The sequence below is a fragment of the Streptomyces sp. NPDC107500 genome (genome assembly GCF_055582785.1).
On sequence record NZ_JBVJPF010000003.1, the window covers coordinates 876,128 to 894,987 of the forward strand.

The 18,860-nt window shown below is 72.3% G+C and carries 17 protein-coding genes; 7 read left to right on the forward strand and 10 right to left on the reverse strand.

Annotation, left to right across the window (positions count from 1 at the left end):
* The first annotated feature begins 440 nt into the window (after positions 1–440).
* Positions 441–1,268: a C40 family peptidase gene (locus ACZ67M_RS15645; RefSeq protein WP_361353138.1), complete on the forward strand. Its 828-nt coding sequence runs from the start codon at positions 441–443 to the stop codon at positions 1,266–1,268.
* Between the two features lie 486 nt (positions 1,269–1,754).
* A complete protein-coding gene (gene def / locus ACZ67M_RS15650; RefSeq protein WP_469851191.1) occupies positions 1,755–2,393 on the forward strand; it encodes a peptide deformylase in 639 nt (212 codons plus the stop codon).
* On the opposite strand, the gene ACZ67M_RS15655 is transcribed toward def, so the two are convergent.
* The gene (locus ACZ67M_RS15655; protein WP_125492822.1) at positions 2,394–3,728 is read right to left on the reverse strand and encodes a geranylgeranyl reductase family protein; all 1,335 of its coding nucleotides are present in this window, start codon (positions 3,726–3,728) and stop codon (positions 2,394–2,396) included. It lies immediately after the preceding gene.
* A gap of 47 nt (positions 3,729–3,775) precedes the next feature.
* Here ACZ67M_RS15655 and ACZ67M_RS15660 point away from each other — a divergent pair, with 47 nt between their 5' ends.
* Positions 3,776–4,291, forward strand: a complete 516-nt coding sequence (locus ACZ67M_RS15660; RefSeq protein ID WP_361353145.1) for a GNAT family N-acetyltransferase — start codon at positions 3,776–3,778, stop codon at positions 4,289–4,291.
* 93 nt (positions 4,292–4,384) lie between these two features.
* On the forward strand, positions 4,385–4,765 hold the full coding sequence (locus ACZ67M_RS15665; protein WP_361353148.1) for a PASTA domain-containing protein: 381 nt from the start codon (positions 4,385–4,387) through the stop codon (positions 4,763–4,765).
* Here the strand turns inward: ACZ67M_RS15665 and ACZ67M_RS15670 are convergent.
* The 4 genes from ACZ67M_RS15670 to ACZ67M_RS15685 are packed head-to-tail and all read right to left on the reverse strand — an operon-like array spanning position 4,752 to position 9,180.
* Complete coding sequence (locus tag ACZ67M_RS15670) at positions 4,752–5,447, reverse strand: demethylmenaquinone methyltransferase (RefSeq protein WP_122615664.1); 696 nt, start codon at positions 5,445–5,447, stop codon at positions 4,752–4,754. The two genes, ACZ67M_RS15665 and ACZ67M_RS15670, sit on opposite strands and share 14 nt — an antisense overlap.
* The gene (locus ACZ67M_RS15675) at positions 5,444–6,529 is read right to left on the reverse strand and encodes an acyltransferase family protein (RefSeq protein WP_469851192.1); all 1,086 of its coding nucleotides are present in this window, start codon (positions 6,527–6,529) and stop codon (positions 5,444–5,446) included. Before ACZ67M_RS15675 ends, ACZ67M_RS15670 begins: the two co-directional genes overlap by 4 nt.
* Positions 6,529–8,745: a bifunctional polysaccharide deacetylase/glycosyltransferase family 2 protein gene (locus tag ACZ67M_RS15680; protein ID WP_469851193.1), complete on the reverse strand. Its 2,217-nt coding sequence runs from the start codon at positions 8,743–8,745 to the stop codon at positions 6,529–6,531. Before ACZ67M_RS15680 ends, ACZ67M_RS15675 begins: the two co-directional genes overlap by 1 nt.
* A gap of 18 nt (positions 8,746–8,763) precedes the next feature.
* Positions 8,764–9,180, reverse strand: a complete 417-nt coding sequence (locus ACZ67M_RS15685) for a hypothetical protein (RefSeq protein ID WP_469851195.1) — start codon at positions 9,178–9,180, stop codon at positions 8,764–8,766.
* 183 nt (positions 9,181–9,363) lie between these two features.
* Here ACZ67M_RS15685 and ACZ67M_RS15690 point away from each other — a divergent pair, with 183 nt between their 5' ends.
* Positions 9,364–10,374, forward strand: coding sequence for a chitinase (locus ACZ67M_RS15690; RefSeq protein ID WP_392009726.1), 1,011 nt, complete (start codon positions 9,364–9,366; stop codon positions 10,372–10,374).
* Between the two features lie 10 nt (positions 10,375–10,384).
* On the opposite strand, the gene ACZ67M_RS15695 is transcribed toward ACZ67M_RS15690, so the two are convergent.
* From ACZ67M_RS15695 to ACZ67M_RS15710, 4 genes are all read right to left on the reverse strand, one after another.
* Positions 10,385–10,831: an imidazolonepropionase-like domain-containing protein gene (locus ACZ67M_RS15695; protein WP_361353165.1), complete on the reverse strand. Its 447-nt coding sequence runs from the start codon at positions 10,829–10,831 to the stop codon at positions 10,385–10,387.
* Between the two features lie 7 nt (positions 10,832–10,838).
* Positions 10,839–12,038, reverse strand: coding sequence for a cyclic dehypoxanthinyl futalosine synthase (mqnC, locus tag ACZ67M_RS15700; RefSeq protein WP_122615659.1), 1,200 nt, complete (start codon positions 12,036–12,038; stop codon positions 10,839–10,841).
* A 78-nt stretch (positions 12,039–12,116) separates the two neighbouring features.
* On the reverse strand, positions 12,117–12,854 hold the full coding sequence (locus ACZ67M_RS15705; protein WP_392009720.1) for a prepilin peptidase: 738 nt from the start codon (positions 12,852–12,854) through the stop codon (positions 12,117–12,119).
* A gap of 35 nt (positions 12,855–12,889) precedes the next feature.
* Positions 12,890–15,901: a BTAD domain-containing putative transcriptional regulator gene (locus tag ACZ67M_RS15710; RefSeq protein WP_469851197.1), complete on the reverse strand. Its 3,012-nt coding sequence runs from the start codon at positions 15,899–15,901 to the stop codon at positions 12,890–12,892.
* 279 nt (positions 15,902–16,180) lie between these two features.
* On the opposite strand from ACZ67M_RS15710, the gene ACZ67M_RS15715 reads away from it, so the two are divergent.
* Both ACZ67M_RS15715 and ACZ67M_RS15720 read left to right on the forward strand, forming a co-directional pair.
* Positions 16,181–16,831, forward strand: coding sequence for a hypothetical protein (locus ACZ67M_RS15715; RefSeq protein WP_469851199.1), 651 nt, complete (start codon positions 16,181–16,183; stop codon positions 16,829–16,831).
* Entirely contained in the window at positions 16,828–17,877 is a 1,050-nt protein-coding gene (locus ACZ67M_RS15720; RefSeq protein WP_469851201.1) for a hypothetical protein, read from the forward strand. Before ACZ67M_RS15715 ends, ACZ67M_RS15720 begins: the two co-directional genes overlap by 4 nt.
* Positions 17,878–17,945: 68 nt before the next feature.
* Here the strand turns inward: ACZ67M_RS15720 and ACZ67M_RS15725 are convergent, their stop codons facing one another.
* Positions 17,946–18,848, reverse strand: coding sequence for a hypothetical protein (locus ACZ67M_RS15725; protein ID WP_469851202.1), 903 nt, complete (start codon positions 18,846–18,848; stop codon positions 17,946–17,948).
* Positions 18,849–18,860: the final 12 nt, after the last annotated feature.

Sequence of the window (18,860 nt, forward strand, 5' to 3'; positions counted from 1 at the left end):
GGCGGGTCTCCGAGGGGCGTCTCCATATCAAGATGCTTCCCTTGCATGCAAATTGGCGCTGGACGGAATGGCTTGATAGAGGACGCGTTCACACGTCGGAGGGAGGCGCGGGGTGCGATGTGGACACGTGCACGCGTTCACGAGCACTCGGGCGCGCCGAGACGCAGGCGCCGGGGTAACCGTTCCGTGACCTGCGCCACATTCATGAGAGGCCCATGAGAAGCGGGCTTGGCCAACTGAACCAACCAGTGGTAGGTGCGGGGCAATTCGGGCGTAATGATCAAAGACCGTGATCACAGCCCTGATATGGGCCGTCCGCAATGTCCGTTACGGCGTCAATAAAGAGCGACACGCCCGACGTTCGGAGGCTCGATTGAACAACTGTGGCGCAGCACACGTTTCTTGAAGGTATGGAGGAGCTACTGATACCGGTTGTCCCTATGTCCCACACCGCTCACATACGCAGCCACCGGAAGCCCCGCCGCAGCGCGTCGAAAATCGCGATGCGGGCCGGAGTTGCCGGTGGCGTCCTCAGCACCCTGGCAGTCGCCGGTGCGTCGGGGTCGGCCAACGCGGCCGAACCGGTGACGCAGACCCTCGAACTGCCCACCCTGACGGCCGACCTGGCCGCTCAGGTCGCCCAGTCCGCCGACGTCACGCAGCAGGCGGCGTCGAGCTACGAGCTGCGTGCCGAGCGTGACGCGGCTGCCGCCAAGGCCGCCAAGCAGGCCAAGGCCGACCTCGCCGACGCCAAGAAGAAGGCCGCGGAGGCCAAGAAGAAGGCCGAGGAGGCCGAGCGCAAGGAGGCCGCCGAGCGCGCCGCCCGCAGCGCCGAGCGCACCACGCTCAGCGCCTCCGCGGACACCGGCACCGCCAGCAGCTCGGACAGCGGCACCAGCACGTCCACCGCCACCGGTTCGGCCGCCGCGGTCGTCGCCTTCGCGCAGGCGCAGGTCGGCAAGGCGTACGTCTCCGGCGCCACCGGCCCGTCCGCCTACGACTGCTCCGGTCTCGTGCAGGCCGCCTTCAAGCAGGTCGGCATCAGCCTCCCCCGGGTCTCCCAGGACCAGTCGACGGCCGGCACCCAGGTCGGCCTCGGCAACCTCCAGCCGGGCGACATCCTGTACTGGGGTGGCGCGGGCAGCGCGTACCACGTGGGCATCTACGTCGGCGACGGCATGTTCGTCGGCGCGCAGAACTCCTCCACGGGTGTCGTCAAGCAGACCCTCGACTACGACCCGCCGAGCGGCGCGGTCCGCGTCCTGTAGCACTCGGGCACATCCGTACGAAGGGCCGCAGCCGCTCGGGGGCTGCGGCCCTTCGCCACGTCCCGACGCCCCTCACGTCCTCCTCGGCGCCCGCCGCCAGATGCCGGCTCGCCACCGCCCCCACGGCTCCGCTCGGCGCCCCGTCGCCTGCCGGCGACCCGCGCCCGGCGTTCCCTCGCCCCCGTGGCACCCTTCTGGGCACTCCGTCGCCCTCCCGCGTCCCCGGACGCCCCCGGCCTCGCGCCATTCCCGGCCACTCTCGCCGCCCAGTGGCACTTCACCGCCCCCTGGGCGCCCCGCCACCCTGCCGCACCCCGACGCCCCCCGGCCGGCCCGCTCACCCCGGCCACTCAGACCCCCTCCGCCGCGCACCCCCGGCACCCCGCCCCCGTCCGGATCACGCGCGGCCCCGCCGCGCCTCCTGGCATGCTCGGGCGCGGGTCGGCGGTCCCGTCGGTCCGTTCACGAGCCGGAGGAGAGAACGTCATGCCGAGTGTGTTCGTACAGGGGCGGCCCACCGCCGCGTATCCGCCGCTCGCGCCCGAGGCCCGGCGCGGGTCGGTGCGGCGCGTGACCGAGGTCGGTGAGGAAGTGCTGCACAAGCCCTGCCGGGACGTCACCGAGTTCGGTCCCGACCTGGCCGCGCTCATCGACGACATGTTCCGCACGATGTACGTCGCCGAAGGGGCCGGGCTGGCGGCCAATCAGGTCGGGGTCGCGCTGCGGCTGTTCGTCTACGACTGCCCCGACGACGACGGTGTCCGACATGTCGGGCACATCGTGAACCCGGTCCTTGAGCCCCTGGACCCGGCCGACCGGCGGCTGCTCGACGAGGGCGAGGGATGCCTGTCGGTGCCGGGTGCCGTCATGGCCGTACCGCGGCCCGACCGGGCCGTCGTGCGGGGCCTCGACAAGGACGGGGCGCCGCTGCTCGTCGAGGGCACCGGCTACTTCGCGCGCTGCCTCGCCCACGAGACCGACCACGTGAACGGGCAGGTGTACCTGGACCGGCTCTCCGCGCGGGAGCGGAAGGCCGCGCTGCGGCAGTCGGCGGACCGGCGCGCGGAGGTCTTCGCGCGCCGGGACGTCAACGCCCGCGCCCTCGACGAGGGGCCCGAGGGCTGATCACGCCTTGGGCGCGACCTTGCTCAGTCCGTTGATGATGCGGTCCATCGCGTCGCCGCCCGTCGGGTCCGTCAGGTTGGCGAGCATCTTGAGGGTGAACTTCATCAGGACGGGGTGGGTGAGGCCGCGCTGGGCCGCGATCTGCATGACCTTCGGGTTGCCGATGAGCTTCACGAAGGCGCGGCCCAGCGTGTAGTAGCCGCCGTAGGTGTCCTTCAGGACGCGCGGGTAGCGCTGGAGGGCGATCTCCCGCTGGGCCGGCGTGGCCCGCGCGTGCGCCTGGACGATGACGTCGGCGGCGATCTGGGCGGACTCCATGGCGTAGGCGATGCCCTCGCCGTTGAAGGGGTTCACCAGGCCGCCGGCGTCGCCGACCAGGAGCAGGCCCTTGGTGTAGTGGGGCTGGCGGTTGAAGGCCATGGGCAGGGCGGCGCCGCGGATCGGGCCGGTCATGTTGTCCGGGGTGTAGCCCCAGTCCTCGGGCATGGACGCGCACCAGGCCTTGAGGATCTCGCGCCAGTCGAGGTCCTTGAAGGAGGCGGAGGTGTTCAGCACGCCCAGGCCGACGTTGGAGGTGCCGTCGCCCATGCCGAAGATCCAGCCGTAGCCCGGCAGCAGGCGGTCCTGGGGGCCGCGCCGGTCCCACAGCTCGAGCCAGGACTCCAGGTAGTCGTCGTCGTGGCGGGGCGAGGTGAAGTACGTGCGGACCGCGACGCCCATCGGGCGGTCCTCGCGGCGGTGCAGGCCCATCGCCAGGGACAGCCGCGTCGAGTTGCCGTCGGCGGCCACGACCAGCGGCGCGTGGAAGGTGACCTCGCGCTTGTCCTCGCCCAGCTTGGCGTGCACGCCGGTGATGCGGCCGGTGCGGTCGTCGACGACGGGGGCGCCGACGTTGCAGCGCTCGTACAGGCGGGCGCCGGCCTTCTGGGCCTGCCGGGCGAGCTGCTCGTCGAAGTCGTCGCGCTTGCGGACGAGTCCGTAGTCCGGGAAGGAGGCCAGATCCGGCCAGTCCAGCTGGAGGCGGGAGCCGCCGCCGATGATGCGCAGGCCCTTGTTGCGCAGCCAGCCGGCCTCCTCGGAGATGTCGATCCCCATGGCGACGAGCTGCTTGACCGCGCGCGGGGTCAGTCCGTCGCCGCAGACCTTCTCCCGGGGGAAGGCGGTCTTCTCCAGCAGGAGGACGTCGAGCCCAGCCTTGGCCAGGTGGTACGCGGCCGTGGAGCCGGCTGGCCCCGCGCCCACGACGATCACATCGGCGGTGTTTTCGGAGAGGGGCTCGGTCACGGCGGGATCTCCCCAGAGTTCGAAATCTGCGTGCCGACGGGCACTGGACATGGGCAGTCTATTCAGCGTCACCGATCACCCGGCTGAAGGGCTGCCCAGTGAACCGAGCTGTGCCCGTTGTACGGTTGCGCGTCCCCACCGACGAGGACGCCGTCGCCTGGCACCGGATCTTCGCCGATCCGGACGTCATGGAGTTCCACGGCGGCCGGGCGGCGGAACTGTCCGTCTACGAGGAGCTGACCGCGCGCCAGCGCCGGCACGACGCCGAACGCGGCTTCTGCCTGTGGACCATGGTGGACGAGTCCGGGCAGGTCATCGGTTTCACCGGCGCCCAGCCCTGGCCGGGCGAGTGGGGTCCCAAGGGCGAGATCGAGATCGGCTGGCGGCTCGGGCGGGCGCACTGGGGCAAGGGGTACGTCACGGAGGCGGCCCGGCAGACGCTGGAGCGGGTGCGCGGTGCGGGCGTGGCGGAGGTGGTCGCGATGGTCAACGCGCGCAACGCCCGGTCCATCGCGGTCACGGAACGGCTGGGCATGCGGCTCGCCGAGGTCTTCACCATCCCCGGCTCCGACCGGCAGGGCCACTGCTACCGCCTCCCCCTCCACGGAGCGTGACTCAGTGTAATCAAGTGTCACAGAAAGCCACTTGGCGCTTCCGGGCGGTGCGCGGCGGAGCTACGCTGCCGGGTACCGCTGGGGGTGACGTCCGTGCGCCTGGTACCCGAGAAACCCGATGTCCACGTACCGCGCCTGGTCGGCCTGATGGCCGTGGACGCGCGGGAGACGGCACGCGCGTGGGGCCTGTCCCTGTACGCGTCGGACCGGCCCGATGTGCGACTCGCCGTCGTCGACCACGTCGTACGCCAGTTTCCGCAGCCCGGGGCGCGGGTGCCGCGGGAGTCGACGGTGTACGTGTGGTTCGACTTCGGGGAGGGCGAGGGCGGCGGGGGCATCCGCGAGCCACGGGTGCCGCGGCCGCCGCTGGGCGGGCTCCGGCGGGAGCTGGCCGAGCCGGACGGTGAACCGGGCGAACCCGGCGGGACACCGCCCGGCCCCGCGCCGCACTGCGCGGCCCTCAGCTCGCCTTGAAGCCCCGGTGCAGCGCCACCACGCCGCCCGTCAGGTTCCGCCACGCCACCTTCGACCAGCCCGCCTCGCCCAGCCGCCGGGCGAGCGCCGGCTGGTCGGGCCAGGCGCGGATCGACTCGGCGAGGTAGACGTACGCGTCCGGGTTGGACGACACCGCGCGGGCCACCGGCGGCAGGGCGCGCATCAGGTACTCGGTGTAGACGGTCCGGAACGGCGTCCAGGTCGGGTGCGAGAACTCGCAGATGACCACCCGGCCGCCGGGCCGCGTCACCCGGTACATCTCGCGCAGCGCCGCGTCCGTGTCCTGCACGTTGCGCAGCCCGAAGGAGATGGTGACGGCGTCGAAGACGTCGTCGGCGAACGGCAGCCGTGTCGCGTCGCCCGCGGTGAACGGCAGCCACGAGTGCCGCTCCTTGCCCACCTGGAGCATGCCGAGGGAGAAGTCGCAGGGGACGACGTACGCGCCGGTGCGGGCGAAGGGCAGCGACGAGGTCGCCGTACCGGCCGCGAGGTCCAGAACCTTCTGCGCGGGGCGGGCGTCGACGGCGGCGGCGACCTCCTTGCGCCACGCCCGGTCCTGGCCGAGCGACAGCACGGCGTTCGTCAGGTCGTACCGTCGCGCGACGTGGTCGAACATCGAGGCGACTTCGTGCGGCTGCTTGTTCAGAGAGGCGCGGGTCACGGGCCCATTCTTGCAGCACCGCCGTACGGCAGCAGTCGGGGCCTCTTCCGCGCGGCGACATCCTCCACCCAGCCGAAGAGCAGCACGAACACCGCGATCAGCGCCCAGGCCACGCCCAGCAGGAACCACTGGCTCTCCAGCGGCAGATACGCCTCGAAGGCCGGTATCTCCCAGAAGCAGTCGACGACCAGCACCGCGAGGACGAGCGCCGGCTCGTGCCAGAGGTAGACGGTCACCGCGCGGGCGTTGAGCAGGGTCACCAGCCGGTCGAGCCGGGGGAACCGGGCGAGCCCCGCGAGGCCGATGCCGAGCCGCGCTTTCGCGTACATCAGCAGCGTCACGAACCCGGCCGACCAGAAGGCCTGCGCGAGCGGGATGTCGTCGAGGTCGTAGGTGCCGTACTCGGCCTGGTGCGTGAGGGCGAACCAGGCGCCGTACGCCGACGCGGCGCACGCGGCCAGGACGACGGGGGCCGGCCGCAGCCGTTCCAGGACGCCCTCTTGGAGGGCGAAGCCCACGATCCAGCAGAACAGGTACGTGGCGAGGTCGGTGAGCGCCGACCCGAACCGGTTCTCCGGGGGCTGCGGGCCGTACTGGAGCGCGACGACCGGGGCCAGGGACAGCACCAGCACGAGGACCGGCGCGCGCCGGAAGATCCGCAGCAGCAGCGGCGAGAGCAGCACGAACCACAGGTACGTCCGCAGGTACCAGAGGATCTCCCAGACCTGCTCGCCCCACGCGCTGCCCGGCGGATCGCCGAGCGGCACCACCCAGAAGACGATCTCCCGGCCCGGCATCCAGCCGTGCACCAGCATCGCGCCCACCACGAACAGGCCCCAGCACCAGAAGGGTGGCAGCAGGCGGCGCAGCCGGCTCCGGACCACCACCGTCGCGGGCCGCCGGAGCGACTTCGCCATCAGGGCGCCGGCGAGGGCGAACATGACGCCCATGGAGGGCAGGACCAGTCCCGCCCACGGCCAGCCGAACGCGTGGTACGCGACCACCCGGACCAGCGCGAGGGCGCGCAGGGCGTCGAAGTACCGGTCCCGGCCCGCCACGGCCTTCCCGCTGTGCGCGCCCATCACCCGGTCCCCGCCGGTGTCCCCACCTCGCCGGTCCGCTTCAGCTTCTGCCAGCGCAGCCGGCCGCCGGTGAGCGCGGTGACGCAGGAGTGGATGAGGACGAGGTACATCATCTGCCGGTACGCGAGCTGCTGGAGCGGCATCATCAGCAGGTACCGGTACCGCTCCCGGTCGAGCCGGAAGGCGTACGCCGCGCACCCCAGCTGTACGCCCAGCACCGCCAGCCACGCGAGCAGCGCCGCCCGGAAGTCGACGAAGACCATCGAGTAGACGGTGAACACGTCGATGAGCGGGGCGAAGAGCGGCGTGACCACCTGGAAGAGCACGACCAGCGGCATGCCGACCCGGCCGAACCGGCCCGAGGGCCCCCGGTCGGTCAGGGAACGGCGGTGCTTCCACAGCGCCTGCATGGTGCCGTAGGACCAGCGGTAGCGCTGCGACCAGAGCTGCCGGAGCGAGCCGGGCGCCTCCGTCCAGGCACGGGCGTGCTCCTGGTAGACCACCCGCCATCCCGCGCGGTGCAGGGCGATGGTGATGTCCGTGTCCTCGGCGAGGGTGTCGTCGCTCATGCCGCCGGCCCGCTCCACGGCCGCCTTGCGGAACGCGCCGATCGCGCCGGGGATGGTGGGCATGCAGCGCAGCAGGTCGTACATGCGCCGGTCGAGGTTGAAGCCCATCACGTACTCGATGTGCTGCCAGGCGCCGATGAGGGTGCGCCGGTTGCCGACCTTGGCGTTGCCCGCGACCGCGCCCACGGTCGGATCGGCGAAGGGCTGCACCAGATGCCCCACGGTGCCCGGCTCGAAGACGGTGTCGCCGTCCATCATCACGACGATGTCGTACCGGGAGTGCCGGACACCGTTGTTGAGGGCGGCGGGCTTGCCCGCGTTGGCCTGCCGGACGACCCGGACGTTCGGCAGGGCCAGGGACTCGGCGATCTCGGCGGTGCCGTCCGTCGAACCGTCGTCCACGACGACGATCTCGATGGGATGGGTGCTGCGGGCCAGCGATCTCAGGGTCGCCTCGATGCACTCCTTCTCGTTGTACGCGGGGACGATCACGCTCACCGGCCCGCTGACGGGCGGACCCCAGCGGAATCGGGGTCTGTTGCGCTGCCGGCGGTGGCGGCGGGCGAGGACCAGCATCAGCGCGAACCGGCCCAGGACGGCGACGCCCACGACCACGAGCCCGGCCGACAGCGCCGGCACCGTCCACTCGGCCACGGCGACGGCCGCGACGAGTGCCCTGCCCTCGTAGAGGGTGGCGAGGGTGGCCTTGCGATGGGCGGCCTGGAGACCGTCGGCGGGCCCGTCGGTGGGCCGCTGTCCGGCCATGGCTCCGCTGACCGTGGTGAAGGTGTAGCCCTTCGCCTTCATCTTCTCGATGTACTTCGGCAACGCCTCGATCGTCTGCGACCGTTCGCCGCCCGCGTCGTGGAAGAGGACGGACGCGCCCTCGCCGTCCTCGGGCGTGGCCCACTTCACGATGTTCGAGACCCCGGGCCGCTTCCAGTCGTCGCTGTCGGTGTCGATGAAGACGCTGGTGTAGCCGTCCTCGCCGAGGTTCTCGTATACGGGCCAGCTGTAGTCGTCGATCGCGTCCGTCTGCGAGGAGTACGGCGCCCGGAACAGCGTGGTGGTGATGCCGGCCGCGCCCGCGAGGGCCAGCTGGGTCTGCTCGATCTCCCGCGTGACACGGGCCTCGCTCTGGTAGGAGAGGTCGATGTGGGTGAAGGTGTGCACGCCCACCTCGTTGCCCTGCTCGACCAGGTCCCGCACGATGTCCGGATGGCGCGCGACCATCGAGCCGACCAGGAAGAACGTGCCGGGCACGTCGTACTCCTCCAGGATGTCCAGCACCTGCGGCGTCCAGGTGGGGTCCGGGCCGTCGTCGAAGGTCAGCACGATCGTCTTGTCCGGGACGGAGACGGTGGTGGCCTCTCCGCCGGGGAAGGTGAGGATCGGCCCGCCGTCGAGGACGTCGTCGGGTACGTCGCTCGCGCTCGCGCCGGTACGGACGCGCTGGTCGCCGCCGACCTCCGCGCGCAGATAGCCGTCGAGGAGCATCACGCAGGTCAGCGCGAGCAGGAGCAGCAGGGCCAGCAGGACGCGCGGGCGTTGCAGCGCGGCCGCGCGGCCGGCGGCCCGCTCGATGCGGGAGGGGGCGCGGCGGCGGCCCCGTGCGGGCGGGGCGGGGGGTGGCGTGGGCGTGGTCATGGAGGTGGGGGCGTCCGGTCAGTCGGTGGCGGTGGCGGGGGAAGCGGAGGGAGAGGGAGAGGATGCGGCGGCGGGCGAAGCGGAGGTGGTGGGGCGCGCGGGGCCGGCCGGGCTAGGCGGGCTGTCCGTGGGGGCGACGCCGCCCTGGGGACGCGCGCCACCTCCGCCGGGCCCCGGGCCGCCCTGGCCCCCGCCGTCCGCGAAGGGCAGCAGCGAGGAAGGGTTCACCGACGTGCCGATGCCCATGAAGGCCAGGCCCAGCACGGCCGCGTAGCCGACGCAGACCGCCCCCATCAGCAGGCCGAGCCGGCGCAGCAGCCTGGCCCGGCGCCCGGAGTTGTCGACGAACACGGGCCCGGCGGCCGGCGCGGTGCCGCGTTTGCGACGGCGGCCACGCACGGCGGCGGCGGGGGCGAAGTCTGGCTCGGAGTGCATTACCCGGACGCTAGGGAGCTTTGCCTGTCGGAAACTCGGAGCTGCTTGTGAGGTCCCGGTGAAATGCGGCGCAGCCTGTCCGCGTCCTGTGGGACGGCGGGAAACCGCGCTCTTTCCTCAGGAAAGGCCCAGCAAGGCGTGAGACGTTCACCCGTCCGACGACGAGAACGGGAGTGTGCGCGCATGAGGGCTCACCGGAAGGCGGCGGCCGGGTGCGCCCTGCTGATCGCCCTGGCCACCACGGGGTGCGCCGGACAGGACGGCACGACGGACGCGGCCCGCGCGGCTCCGTCCGGGTCCTCGGCACCGGGCACCGCCTACGCCCCCTACGTCAGCGCCACCACCGCGTCCGCCAACGACACGGCGGGCGACCCGACGACGTACAACCTGGCGTTCGTCCTCTCCTCGGGCGACGACTGCGTCCCGCGCTGGAACGGTGTCCAGGACATCGACGACGCCTCGGCCACCGCCCGCGCCCAGAAGCTCACGGAGTCCGGCGCCACCGTCCGGGTCTCCTTCGGCGGCGCCTCCGGCACGGAGCTGGCGGCCGCCTGCGACGACGCCTCCGACCTCGCGCGGGCCTACGGCGAGGCGCTGGACGCGGCCGGGGCCACGCGGGCGGACTTCGACATCGAGGGCGACGAACTGACCGACGCCGGCTCCGTCGCGCTGCGCTCACAGGCGATCGCGCTGCTCCAGGAGGAACGGAGCGACCTGGAGGTCTCCTTCACCCTCCCGGTGATGCCCTCGGGCCTGGACTCGGACTCCCTGGCGCTGCTGGCGTCCGCCAACGACCACGGCGTACGGGTCGGCGCGGTCAACCTCATGACCATGAACTACGGCGAGTCGTACACCGGTGACATGGGCGACTACGCCCTCGCCTCGGCGCGGGCCGCCCACGCCCAACTGCGCGAGGTCTTCGGGACCTCCGACGCGGACGCCTGGCGGGGCATGGCGCTGACGTCGATGCTCGGCGTCAACGACGTCGCCGGGGAGACGTTCACGCTCGCGGACGCGGCCGAGGTACGGGCCTTCGCGGCGGAGAAGGGGATCGCCTGGGTGTCGGTGTGGGCGACCTTCCGCGACCAGCCGTGCGCGGACGGCACCGGCACGGACGGCACCGGCGACGCGGCGACCGAGTGCAGCGGAGTGGCGCAGGAGGCGGGGGCGTTCGGGGCGGCGTTCGGCGGCTGAGGAGCGGTGCTCAGCGCCGGCGGTGCACCAGGCGCCCGGCGCACACCGTGGCGACGCAGTCACCGCCGTCGTCCAGGACCGCGAGGTCGGCCCGGCCGAGGTCGGCGAGGGCGGCCGCGCGGGGCCGGGTCAGCACCACGACGTCGTTGCGCTCGGCCGCGGCCCGCAGTCCGGGCGCATCGGCGTGCTCCGCCAGCACCGCCACCGCGCCCAGTTTCAGCACGGCGTGGACCTGCTCACGCGGGGTGGGCGCGTCCGGCAGCGGGCCCTCGTGGACGCGCGCCGGGCCGAGGACGCCGGGCCAGCGCCGCACCCGCGCGGCCGGGAACCGCTCGGCCAGTTCGGCCAGCGGTCCCACGGCGGCGATCCGGGAGCCCTCGACGGCGACGGCACCGTCCTCGACGGGGACCGAGTCCCAGGTGACGCGGACCTGGTCGGCCGCGTGGATCGTCAGCACGGCGGCCTCAGTTGGGCGCGAGGAGCTTCAGTTCGGGGTGGGCGGTGCCGCCCTCGATGGCCGTGGACGAGATGTGGGAGACCACGCGCTCGTCGACGGGGTCGTTGGCCGGGTCGTCGTGCACGACCAGGTGCTCGTAGGTCGTGGCGCGCTGCGCGGGGACGCGTCCGGCCTTGCGGATCAGGTCGATGATCTCCAGCCGGTTGGAGCGGTGCTTGGCGCCGGCCGACGACACCACGTTCTCCTCCAGCATGATCGACCCGAGGTCGTCGGCGCCGTAGTGCAGGGAGAGCTGGCCGACCTCCTTGCCGGTGGTCAGCCACGAGCCCTGGATGTGGGCGACGTTGTCCATGAAGAGGCGGGCGATGGCGATCATCCGCAGGTACTCGAAGAGCGTCGCCTGGGTGCGGCCCTTCAGGTGGTTGTTCTCGGGCTGGTAGGTGTACGGGATGAAGGCGCGGAAGCCGCCGGTGCGGTCCTGCACGTCCCGGATCATGCGCAGGTGCTCGATGCGCTCGGCGTTGGTCTCGCCGGTGCCCATCAGCATGGTGGACGTCGACTCCACGCCGAGACCGTGCGCGATCTCCATGATCTCCAGCCAGCGCTCGCCGGACTCCTTGAGCGGCGCGATCGCCTTGCGGGGGCGCTCGGGGAGCAGTTCGGCACCGGCGCCGGCGAAGGAGTCGAGACCGGCGGTGTGGATGCGCTGGATCGCCTCCTCCACGGAGACCTTCGAGATCCGCGCCATGTGCTCGACCTCGCTCGCCCCCAGGCTGTGGATGACGAGCTGCGGGAACTCCGCCTTGATGGCCGCGAAGTGCTTCTCGTAGTACTCCACGCCGTAGTCCGGGTGGTGGCCGCCCTGGAACATGATCTGCGTGCCGCCCAGCTCGACGGTCTCCGCGCAGCGGCGCAGGATGTCGTCGAGGTCGCGGCTCCAGCCCTTCTTGGTGTCCTTGGGGGCCGCGTAGAAGGCGCAGAACTTGCACGCCGTGACGCACACGTTCGTGTAGTTGATGTTGCGCTCGATGATGTACGTGGCGATGTGCTCGGTACCGGCGTACCTGCGCCTGCGTACGGCGTCGGCGGCGGCGCCCAGCGCGTGCAGCGGGGCGTCGCGGTAGAGGTCGAGCGCCTCTTCGGGGGTGATCCGCCCACCGGCGGCGGCGCGGTCGAGGATGGGCTGAAGGTCGGCCTTCTCGGTCACCGGCGTCCCTTTCGCAAGGTTCGTAAGGGTTGTGGACAGACCTGACCAGCGTACGCCAGGGCCTTCGGGCGTCCGCGCTCAGGCCGCGTAGGCCCCGGCCAGTACGCCGAGGAAGGCGCCCGCGATCAGGAACGGACCGAACGGGATCGCCGTCTTGCGGCCCGCGCGGCGTGCGACGAGGAGGGCGCCGCCGTAGAACGCGCCGAGCAGGAACCCGGCGAAGGTGCCCAGCATCAGCGTGGGCCAGCCGTACCAGCCGAGGACGGCGCCCGCGGTGAGCGCCAGCTTCACGTCGCCGAAGCCCATGCCGGCCGGGTTGATGAGGAACAGGACGAGGTAGCCGGCGCCGAGGGCGAGGGCGCCCAGCAGGGCGGTCGTCCACTCCCCCGCGTGCTCGGGCACCAGCGCGGCGAGGCCCAGGAGGGCGACGGCGGCGCCGGCCAGCGGCAGGGTGAGGGGGTCGGGCAGCCGCCGTACCCGGAGGTCGACGACGGCCAGCAGCACGCCGGGCGGCGCGAGCAGCAGCCAGACGGCCAGCTCGGGCCGGGTGCCGGTGGCGGCGGCGAGGGCGGCGCAGACGAGCGCGGTGACGAGGGCGAGGGGCACGGCGCGGTGGCCGTAGGACGGCTCGTCGGCCGGGCACCGCCCGCACCGGGCCCGCCCCAGCCAGCCGCGCACCGGATGCTCCCGCGGGCACCGCTCGCGCCATGCCTCCCCCGACGGGGCGGAGAACCGGTAGGCGGCCCGGGGCAGCAGCGCGCCCGTCGCCGCGCCCCAGAGCGCGGCGACGAGGACGGCCAGGAGGCCGGGGTCCATGCCGATGTCCGTCCGGAGCACGCCGGTCGCCCGGGTCAGCCCGCTGCCGCGACGCCGTCGCGCCAGGTCGGCAGGAGTTCGTCGAGCAGCGCCTCGGTGCGCGGCGGCAGACCGCGCGCCCCGCTGCGGCCGATCAGGTCGGCGGCGAGGGCCCGCAGGCGGTCGGCGTCCTCGGTGGCGTGCGTGGCGCGGAGCAGCTCGTGCCACAGGCGCTCGTCGGCCGGGGCGGTGCGCAGCGCGGCGTTCAGCGCCTCGATGGCCTTCTCCGCGCGGCCGCGCTCCAGGTGGAACTCGGAGAGCGCGAGCCCGGTGTCCGCGACCAGCAGCGGCAGCTGGGCGTCGATGATCTCGTGGGTCAGCCAGCGGTACCGGCCCTCGGGACGGTCGGCGAGCAGTGGCCCGCGCACCAGCACCAGCGCGTCGGTGAGCAGCCGGCCGCGGACCTGGCGGCTGTCGACGCCGCGGCCCTGTGTGGCCTCGTAGTAGAGGGAGCGCAGGACGTCGAGGTCGGAGACGACGGACTTGGCGAGGGTGAGCCGCCCGGTGGCGTCGGTGCCGAGCCTCGGCGTGCCGTCGGGGTCGGTGCCCAGCCAGGCCCGCAGCCGCTCCAGGAGCGCGTCGCGCACGTCCTCCGTCACACCGCGCGGCCAGAGCGCGGAGGCCAGCACGCGCGGGTGGACGCCCTCGCGGTGCAGCAGGAGCAGCGCCAGCGCCTCGTGGAGCTGGGCGCTGCGGTCGCCGTCGGGGGCGTCAAGCCCGATGATCTCGTACGACCCGACGAGGCGCGCGTACACCGCGGGCCGCCCCTGCTCGCTGATGTCGACGAGGAACGGCGGGGTGTTGGCCGGTCCGCCGGGCCCGCGCTCGGGGTCGGCGTCGGTGAACAGCTCGACCACGGCCCGCTGCTGCGCGGCCGGCAGCAGCTGCGCCTCCAGCTCGAGCCCGAGGAGCGGGGCGAGCAGCTTCCCGTCCCCGGTGATCTCCATCTCCCAGGCGGCGCCGGGCAGGTCGGTGCCCTCGGTGCCGACGAGGTAGCCGATGCCGAGGCGGCCGGCGTCGGCGGCGAGTTCGGCGAGCCGCAGGGCGTCCTCGTCGGAGGGCTGCGCGGCGAGCAGGACGAGGTGCGGTGCCCAACGCGTGTGCTGGGCGGGCCCGGTACGGCCGGTGAGCACGGAGTCGTGCCCGGCGGCGCCGAGCGCGCCGCGCCGCTGCCGGGTCTCGGCGGACATGGTCTCGAAGAGGTCCTCGAAGCCGTCGAGGTGCCGTATCCGGTTGGGCGCGAGCGGGGTGAGGTCGTCCCCGAACCCGACCAGCGTGATGGTCATGCGGTCCGACCATCCGTTGGTGGCCAGCTCGGCGGCGACCGACGCGAACACGGCGGCCCGGTCGGCCTCGGCGCCGCTCAGCGAGACGAGGCCGGGCACGGCCTCCAGGTTGAGCAGCAGCCGGGAGTCGTCCATGGTGCCGAGGCTGACCAGACCCGGGTACGGGGCCGCCGTCTCGGCGTCCTCGTACCGCTCGGCGTCGGCGCGGGCCAGCATCCAGAAGGTCTGGTCCTGCCCGACCTGCCAGGGCGTCGGCGGCTTCCCGGCCGGCTGGGCCAGTTGCAGGTGGAGGTCGCCGTTGCCGCCCATCCAGGCCGCGTAGACGACGGGCAGGGCGCGCGACTCGGCGGCGAGCGAGGCGGCGAGCCCGCGCAGCGAACGGTCGAGGAGGCGTACGCCGTCGGGGTCGGCGCCGACCAGCAGCGCGTCCTGCGCGTCCTGGGCGTCGCCGGTCGGGGTGGGCGGCTCCATGCCGCGCCGTCCGCCGACGGCTCCGAGCGCCGAGTGCCACAGCGCCTGCCGGCGCCGGCGGCCGAGGGCGCCGAGCAGACCGGCGGCGAGCAGCGGGGCGGCGAGCAGGGCCTCGGGGAGCCCGAAGGAGCGCCCGGACTCCTCGGCGGCGGGGGTGGCGTGCTGCCCGCCGGTGGCGGGGCCGGGTGCCGGGGTCGCCGGGGTGACGGGTGTCGCGGGGGTGGGCGCGGGCCGCTGCTCGGGGAGCGAGACGTGGGCGTCCCCGCCTCCCTGGGCTCCGCCGCCTCCCTGGGCGCGGTCGCCGCCGGTCCGGGCGTAGTCGCTGATTTGCTGCTGCACCTGCTCCGAGACGTTCGGCGCCTCGTCGGGCATCTCGACCAGCTCGCCGCCGCGGGCGTCGCCGGGCATCTCCATGATCCAGCCGGGCCGGATGAGGGACGCCTCGGACAGCTTGGACCCGTCGGGCTGCACGCGGTCCTTGTTGAGCTCGAAGATCTCCTTGTACCGGCGTCCGTCGCCGAGGTGCCGGTCGGCGACCTCCCAGAGGGAGTCGTGGTGACGTCCCTCGGGCGGCTGGATCCGGTAGTACTTCGTGTCGCCGTGCGCGGCGGAGCCACCACCGTCGGCACGGGCCGCGTCCTGCCCCGCCTGTCCGGCCTGCTCGGCGAGGGCGTTCGCGGTGGAGGCGGCCTGCTCCTGCTGCTGGGCGAAGAGTCCCGGCGTCTGCTGGGCGGCGGCGACGGCCGGCTTCTGGTTGCCCTCCAGGCTCTGGCCGAGCTGGGACAGGCCCGGGGTGAGGCTCGCGGCGGTGGCGCCGACGAGGAGCAGGGCGGCGACGAGCTGCCGGGCCAGCAGCTGGCTGGGCCCGGATCCGGGCACCCGCCCCGGCACCCCTACGCCGGACAGCGCGGCCTTGACCTCGACGAGCACGCAGGCGGTGAACTGGGCCCAGGCGAGCCAGACGATGACGGTGAGGATGTGCAGGAAGGTCTGCACGGTGATCTCGCGCTGGAGCCAGTCGAGGCCGGGCGCCCCGTTGGGCAGCGGCCAGCCGATCGCCACGGCCAGCGCGAGCGGCACCCCGACGACGAGCGCGAGCAGCACGACGAAGGCGAGGAACGCCTTGACGAAGTCCCCGAACGACCGCCGCCGCACCCGCACCGGCTGAGGCGTGCGGTTCCTCGGCGCCGCCGGGGCAGCCGAGGGAGCCGTCGAGCTGCTGGAGGAGCTTGAGGTGCGGCGTCGCGGCATGGGCGGAGTCCTGGGTCGTGGTCGAGGGCGGCGAGGCCCGCCGGGGCGTTGGTATGAGGGGTGTGCTGAGCCTACAGAGATCTTATGGACTGCCGCTGACAGCGTCGAAGGCCCTGTGGAAGAGGGAGGAACAACTTCCGCCCGCTCCGCGCCCTTTACGCCCTTTCGTCGCACGCCTCTTCACATCCCCCACACAAACCCCCGAAACCGGTCAGGTCCCCTGCACGCCCCACTGATAGCTTCGTTCCCTGTCGCAACGCCTTACCCAGGGGGAACACCGTGGCCCGCAGAGCCGTCACCATGACCACCGCCGCCTTCACCACGACGGCCGCCCTGCTCCTGACCGCGTGCGGCGGGGGCGACGAGTCCTCGCCGGAGGACATCAAGGGGGCGGGGGGTGGGAGTCCTTCGGCTTCGGCGTCGGCGTCCTCGTCGACGCCGCCCGGCGTGGACCGCCCGGTGGTCAAGCTGCCCAGTAGCTTCCAGTTGACCTTCGAGGGCTGGACGAGCGGAGACGCTCAGGAGCAGACCGTACTCAACGACGCCAAGGAAGAACTGCGGGCGGGATACGCGGCGATCATCGCCAACGATCCGGACAGTGAAGCCGTCTCGTTCTACGACACCGACTCCGGCCGCGCGCAGAGCAAGAAGTGGATCAAGTCGTACACGGACAAGAACGTGACGGTCATCGGCAAGCTGCCGGTCTTCGACCCCAAGGTGACCCTGCTCGAGGACGGCACCACGGCGTCCCTCGGCTACTGCACCGACGAGAGCGAGGCACGCACCGAGCACCGGAAGACCGGCAAGGTCGAGGGCAACCCCCCGGAGATGGACCCCGAGGTCTACTACCTGGTCACGCTGCGCAAGAGCAGCCAGGGGGTATGGCAGAACGCGTCCGTCCGCTCGGAGAGGGGAAAGTGCGCGAAGTGAGGGCTCGACACAAGGCGTTGCCCGTGCTCGCCTCATCCGTGGCAACGGCACTCTGCTGTACCGCACCCGCCAACGCCTTCGGCGGCTCCGACACGAGGGGCGAGGCCGAGGGCAAGGAGCTGACGGCCTCGGCCCAGCACACCAGCATCAAGGTCACACAGGTGAGCGGCCCCACGGGCGGCAAGCGGGGAAGCCTGAGCGCGACCGACGTCAACTGGGAGCCCCCGCCGTGCTGGTACGAGCCGGTGTTCACTCCCGAGCAGTTGAAGGACTTCGCGGAGAACGACGGCGGCGGCGACGTCAGCATCCGCCAGGGCTGGTACGGCTCCAAGCTGTGGACCGACCACTTCAAGGACGGCAAGGACGCGCCCAACTATTTCGGCACTCCGTCGTCCGCGAAGGGCTACAAGGACTACAACCTCGGCGAGAAGGGCTACTTCTGGCGCGGCGTCGCGCCGAGCCTGTCTGCTCTCGACGACACGTCGCTGTGCAACCGGCTGATGTTCTGGCAGGACGCCGGCCAGATCCCCGATGTGCCGAACGCCCCGACACCGCGGACCCTCGCGGAGTACGCCTACGACAAGGTCGAGGTCCCCGCCACCAAGATCGAGGCGAAGCCGGCCGCCAAGTCCACCGTCAACCTGCCCACGTGGGTCTGGCTGGACAAGGGCACCTTCAAGGACGTCAAGGTCCGCGCCGAGCTGCCCAACACGGGCCTGTGGGCGGAAACGACCGCGAAGCCCGTCGCCCTCCACCTGGAGCCCGGCACGAAGGACGCCGAGACCTTCCCCGCCTCCGGCGACTGCGAGATCAACGCCGACGGCTCCATCGGCACGCCGTACGCCAAGGGCAAGTCCGACGAGACCCCGCCCTGCGGCATCCGCTACCTGCGCGCCTCCAACGGCGAGCCGTACCAGTTGAAGGCGTCGATCACCTGGGACATCTCCTGGCAAGGCACGGGCGGGGCGGTGGGCGACCTGCCGGACGGCACCTTCGAGACCACGCAGGACATGAACGTCCAGGAAATCCAGTCCATCAACCGCTGAAGGCACCCTCGGCCGACTCCACCGTGACGCCGCTCAGGGCACGCGCCCAGGAGCGGTTTCCCTGGGCATCAGGCCCGCCCTTCGCTGAACAGATCCTCTGCCCGCGTGACCTGCACAGCCCGCTGGGACCAGACCTTGAGCTGCCTCAGGTCGGTGCAGGCGAGCACACGCTCCCGCACGGCGCCGGACACGGGGATGCCCCGCCACTCCAGAATCTCCAGCGTGATCTCGGAACGATCCTCGGCCCGCCCTTCCTCACGACCCTCCACACGGCCTTCCTCACGGACCTTCTCGGCCACCGGGTTGTTGAAGAAGTAGCGGATCTCCGACATCAGGTCCCTCCAGAGGTCCTTGGCCCGGGGATCGCCCAGGCACGATTCGATGAGCTGTCCGAACACCGCCGCGCTCTCGCCGTCGACGGTCCGCAGGGCGAAAGCCAACGGTTCCAGTATGGCGGCGGCCTGTGGCCCTCGCCCGTGCGTCATGGCCGACAGAACGGCGAGCGGGACGTCCCTTTCAGCCTCCCGCTCACTCGCGATCACCGGCACGTTGTCCGGACCGATCACCAACGGCCGCACCGTCAGCGAATCCCAGCCGGGCAGCCCCCGCCGGATGGGCTGCGCCGCCCAGCGAGCGGTCGCGCTGCTCTGCGTGATCACGAGGAGGACGGGTTCGACGCGGTACTTCGCGTACAGGTACGAGAGGTAATACGGCCAACTGCTCCGCTTCTCCTCGTCCTTCTTCCCCTGCGCCTCGACGACGAGGAGGTACGCCCCCTCGTCCGTCTCCACCCGCATCAGCGTGTCCACCCGCCGCTCGACGGGCTCGATCTCCGTGACATCGGTGTTCAGCACCGCGAAGTCACGCGGCTCGGGGAACGGAACACGCAGCACGTTCTGGAACGCCCGCGTCAGCAGCGCCGGGTCCTTCTGGAAGACCCAGTGCAACGCCTCGTGCGACGAGCTGACCATCAGCTCTCCTTC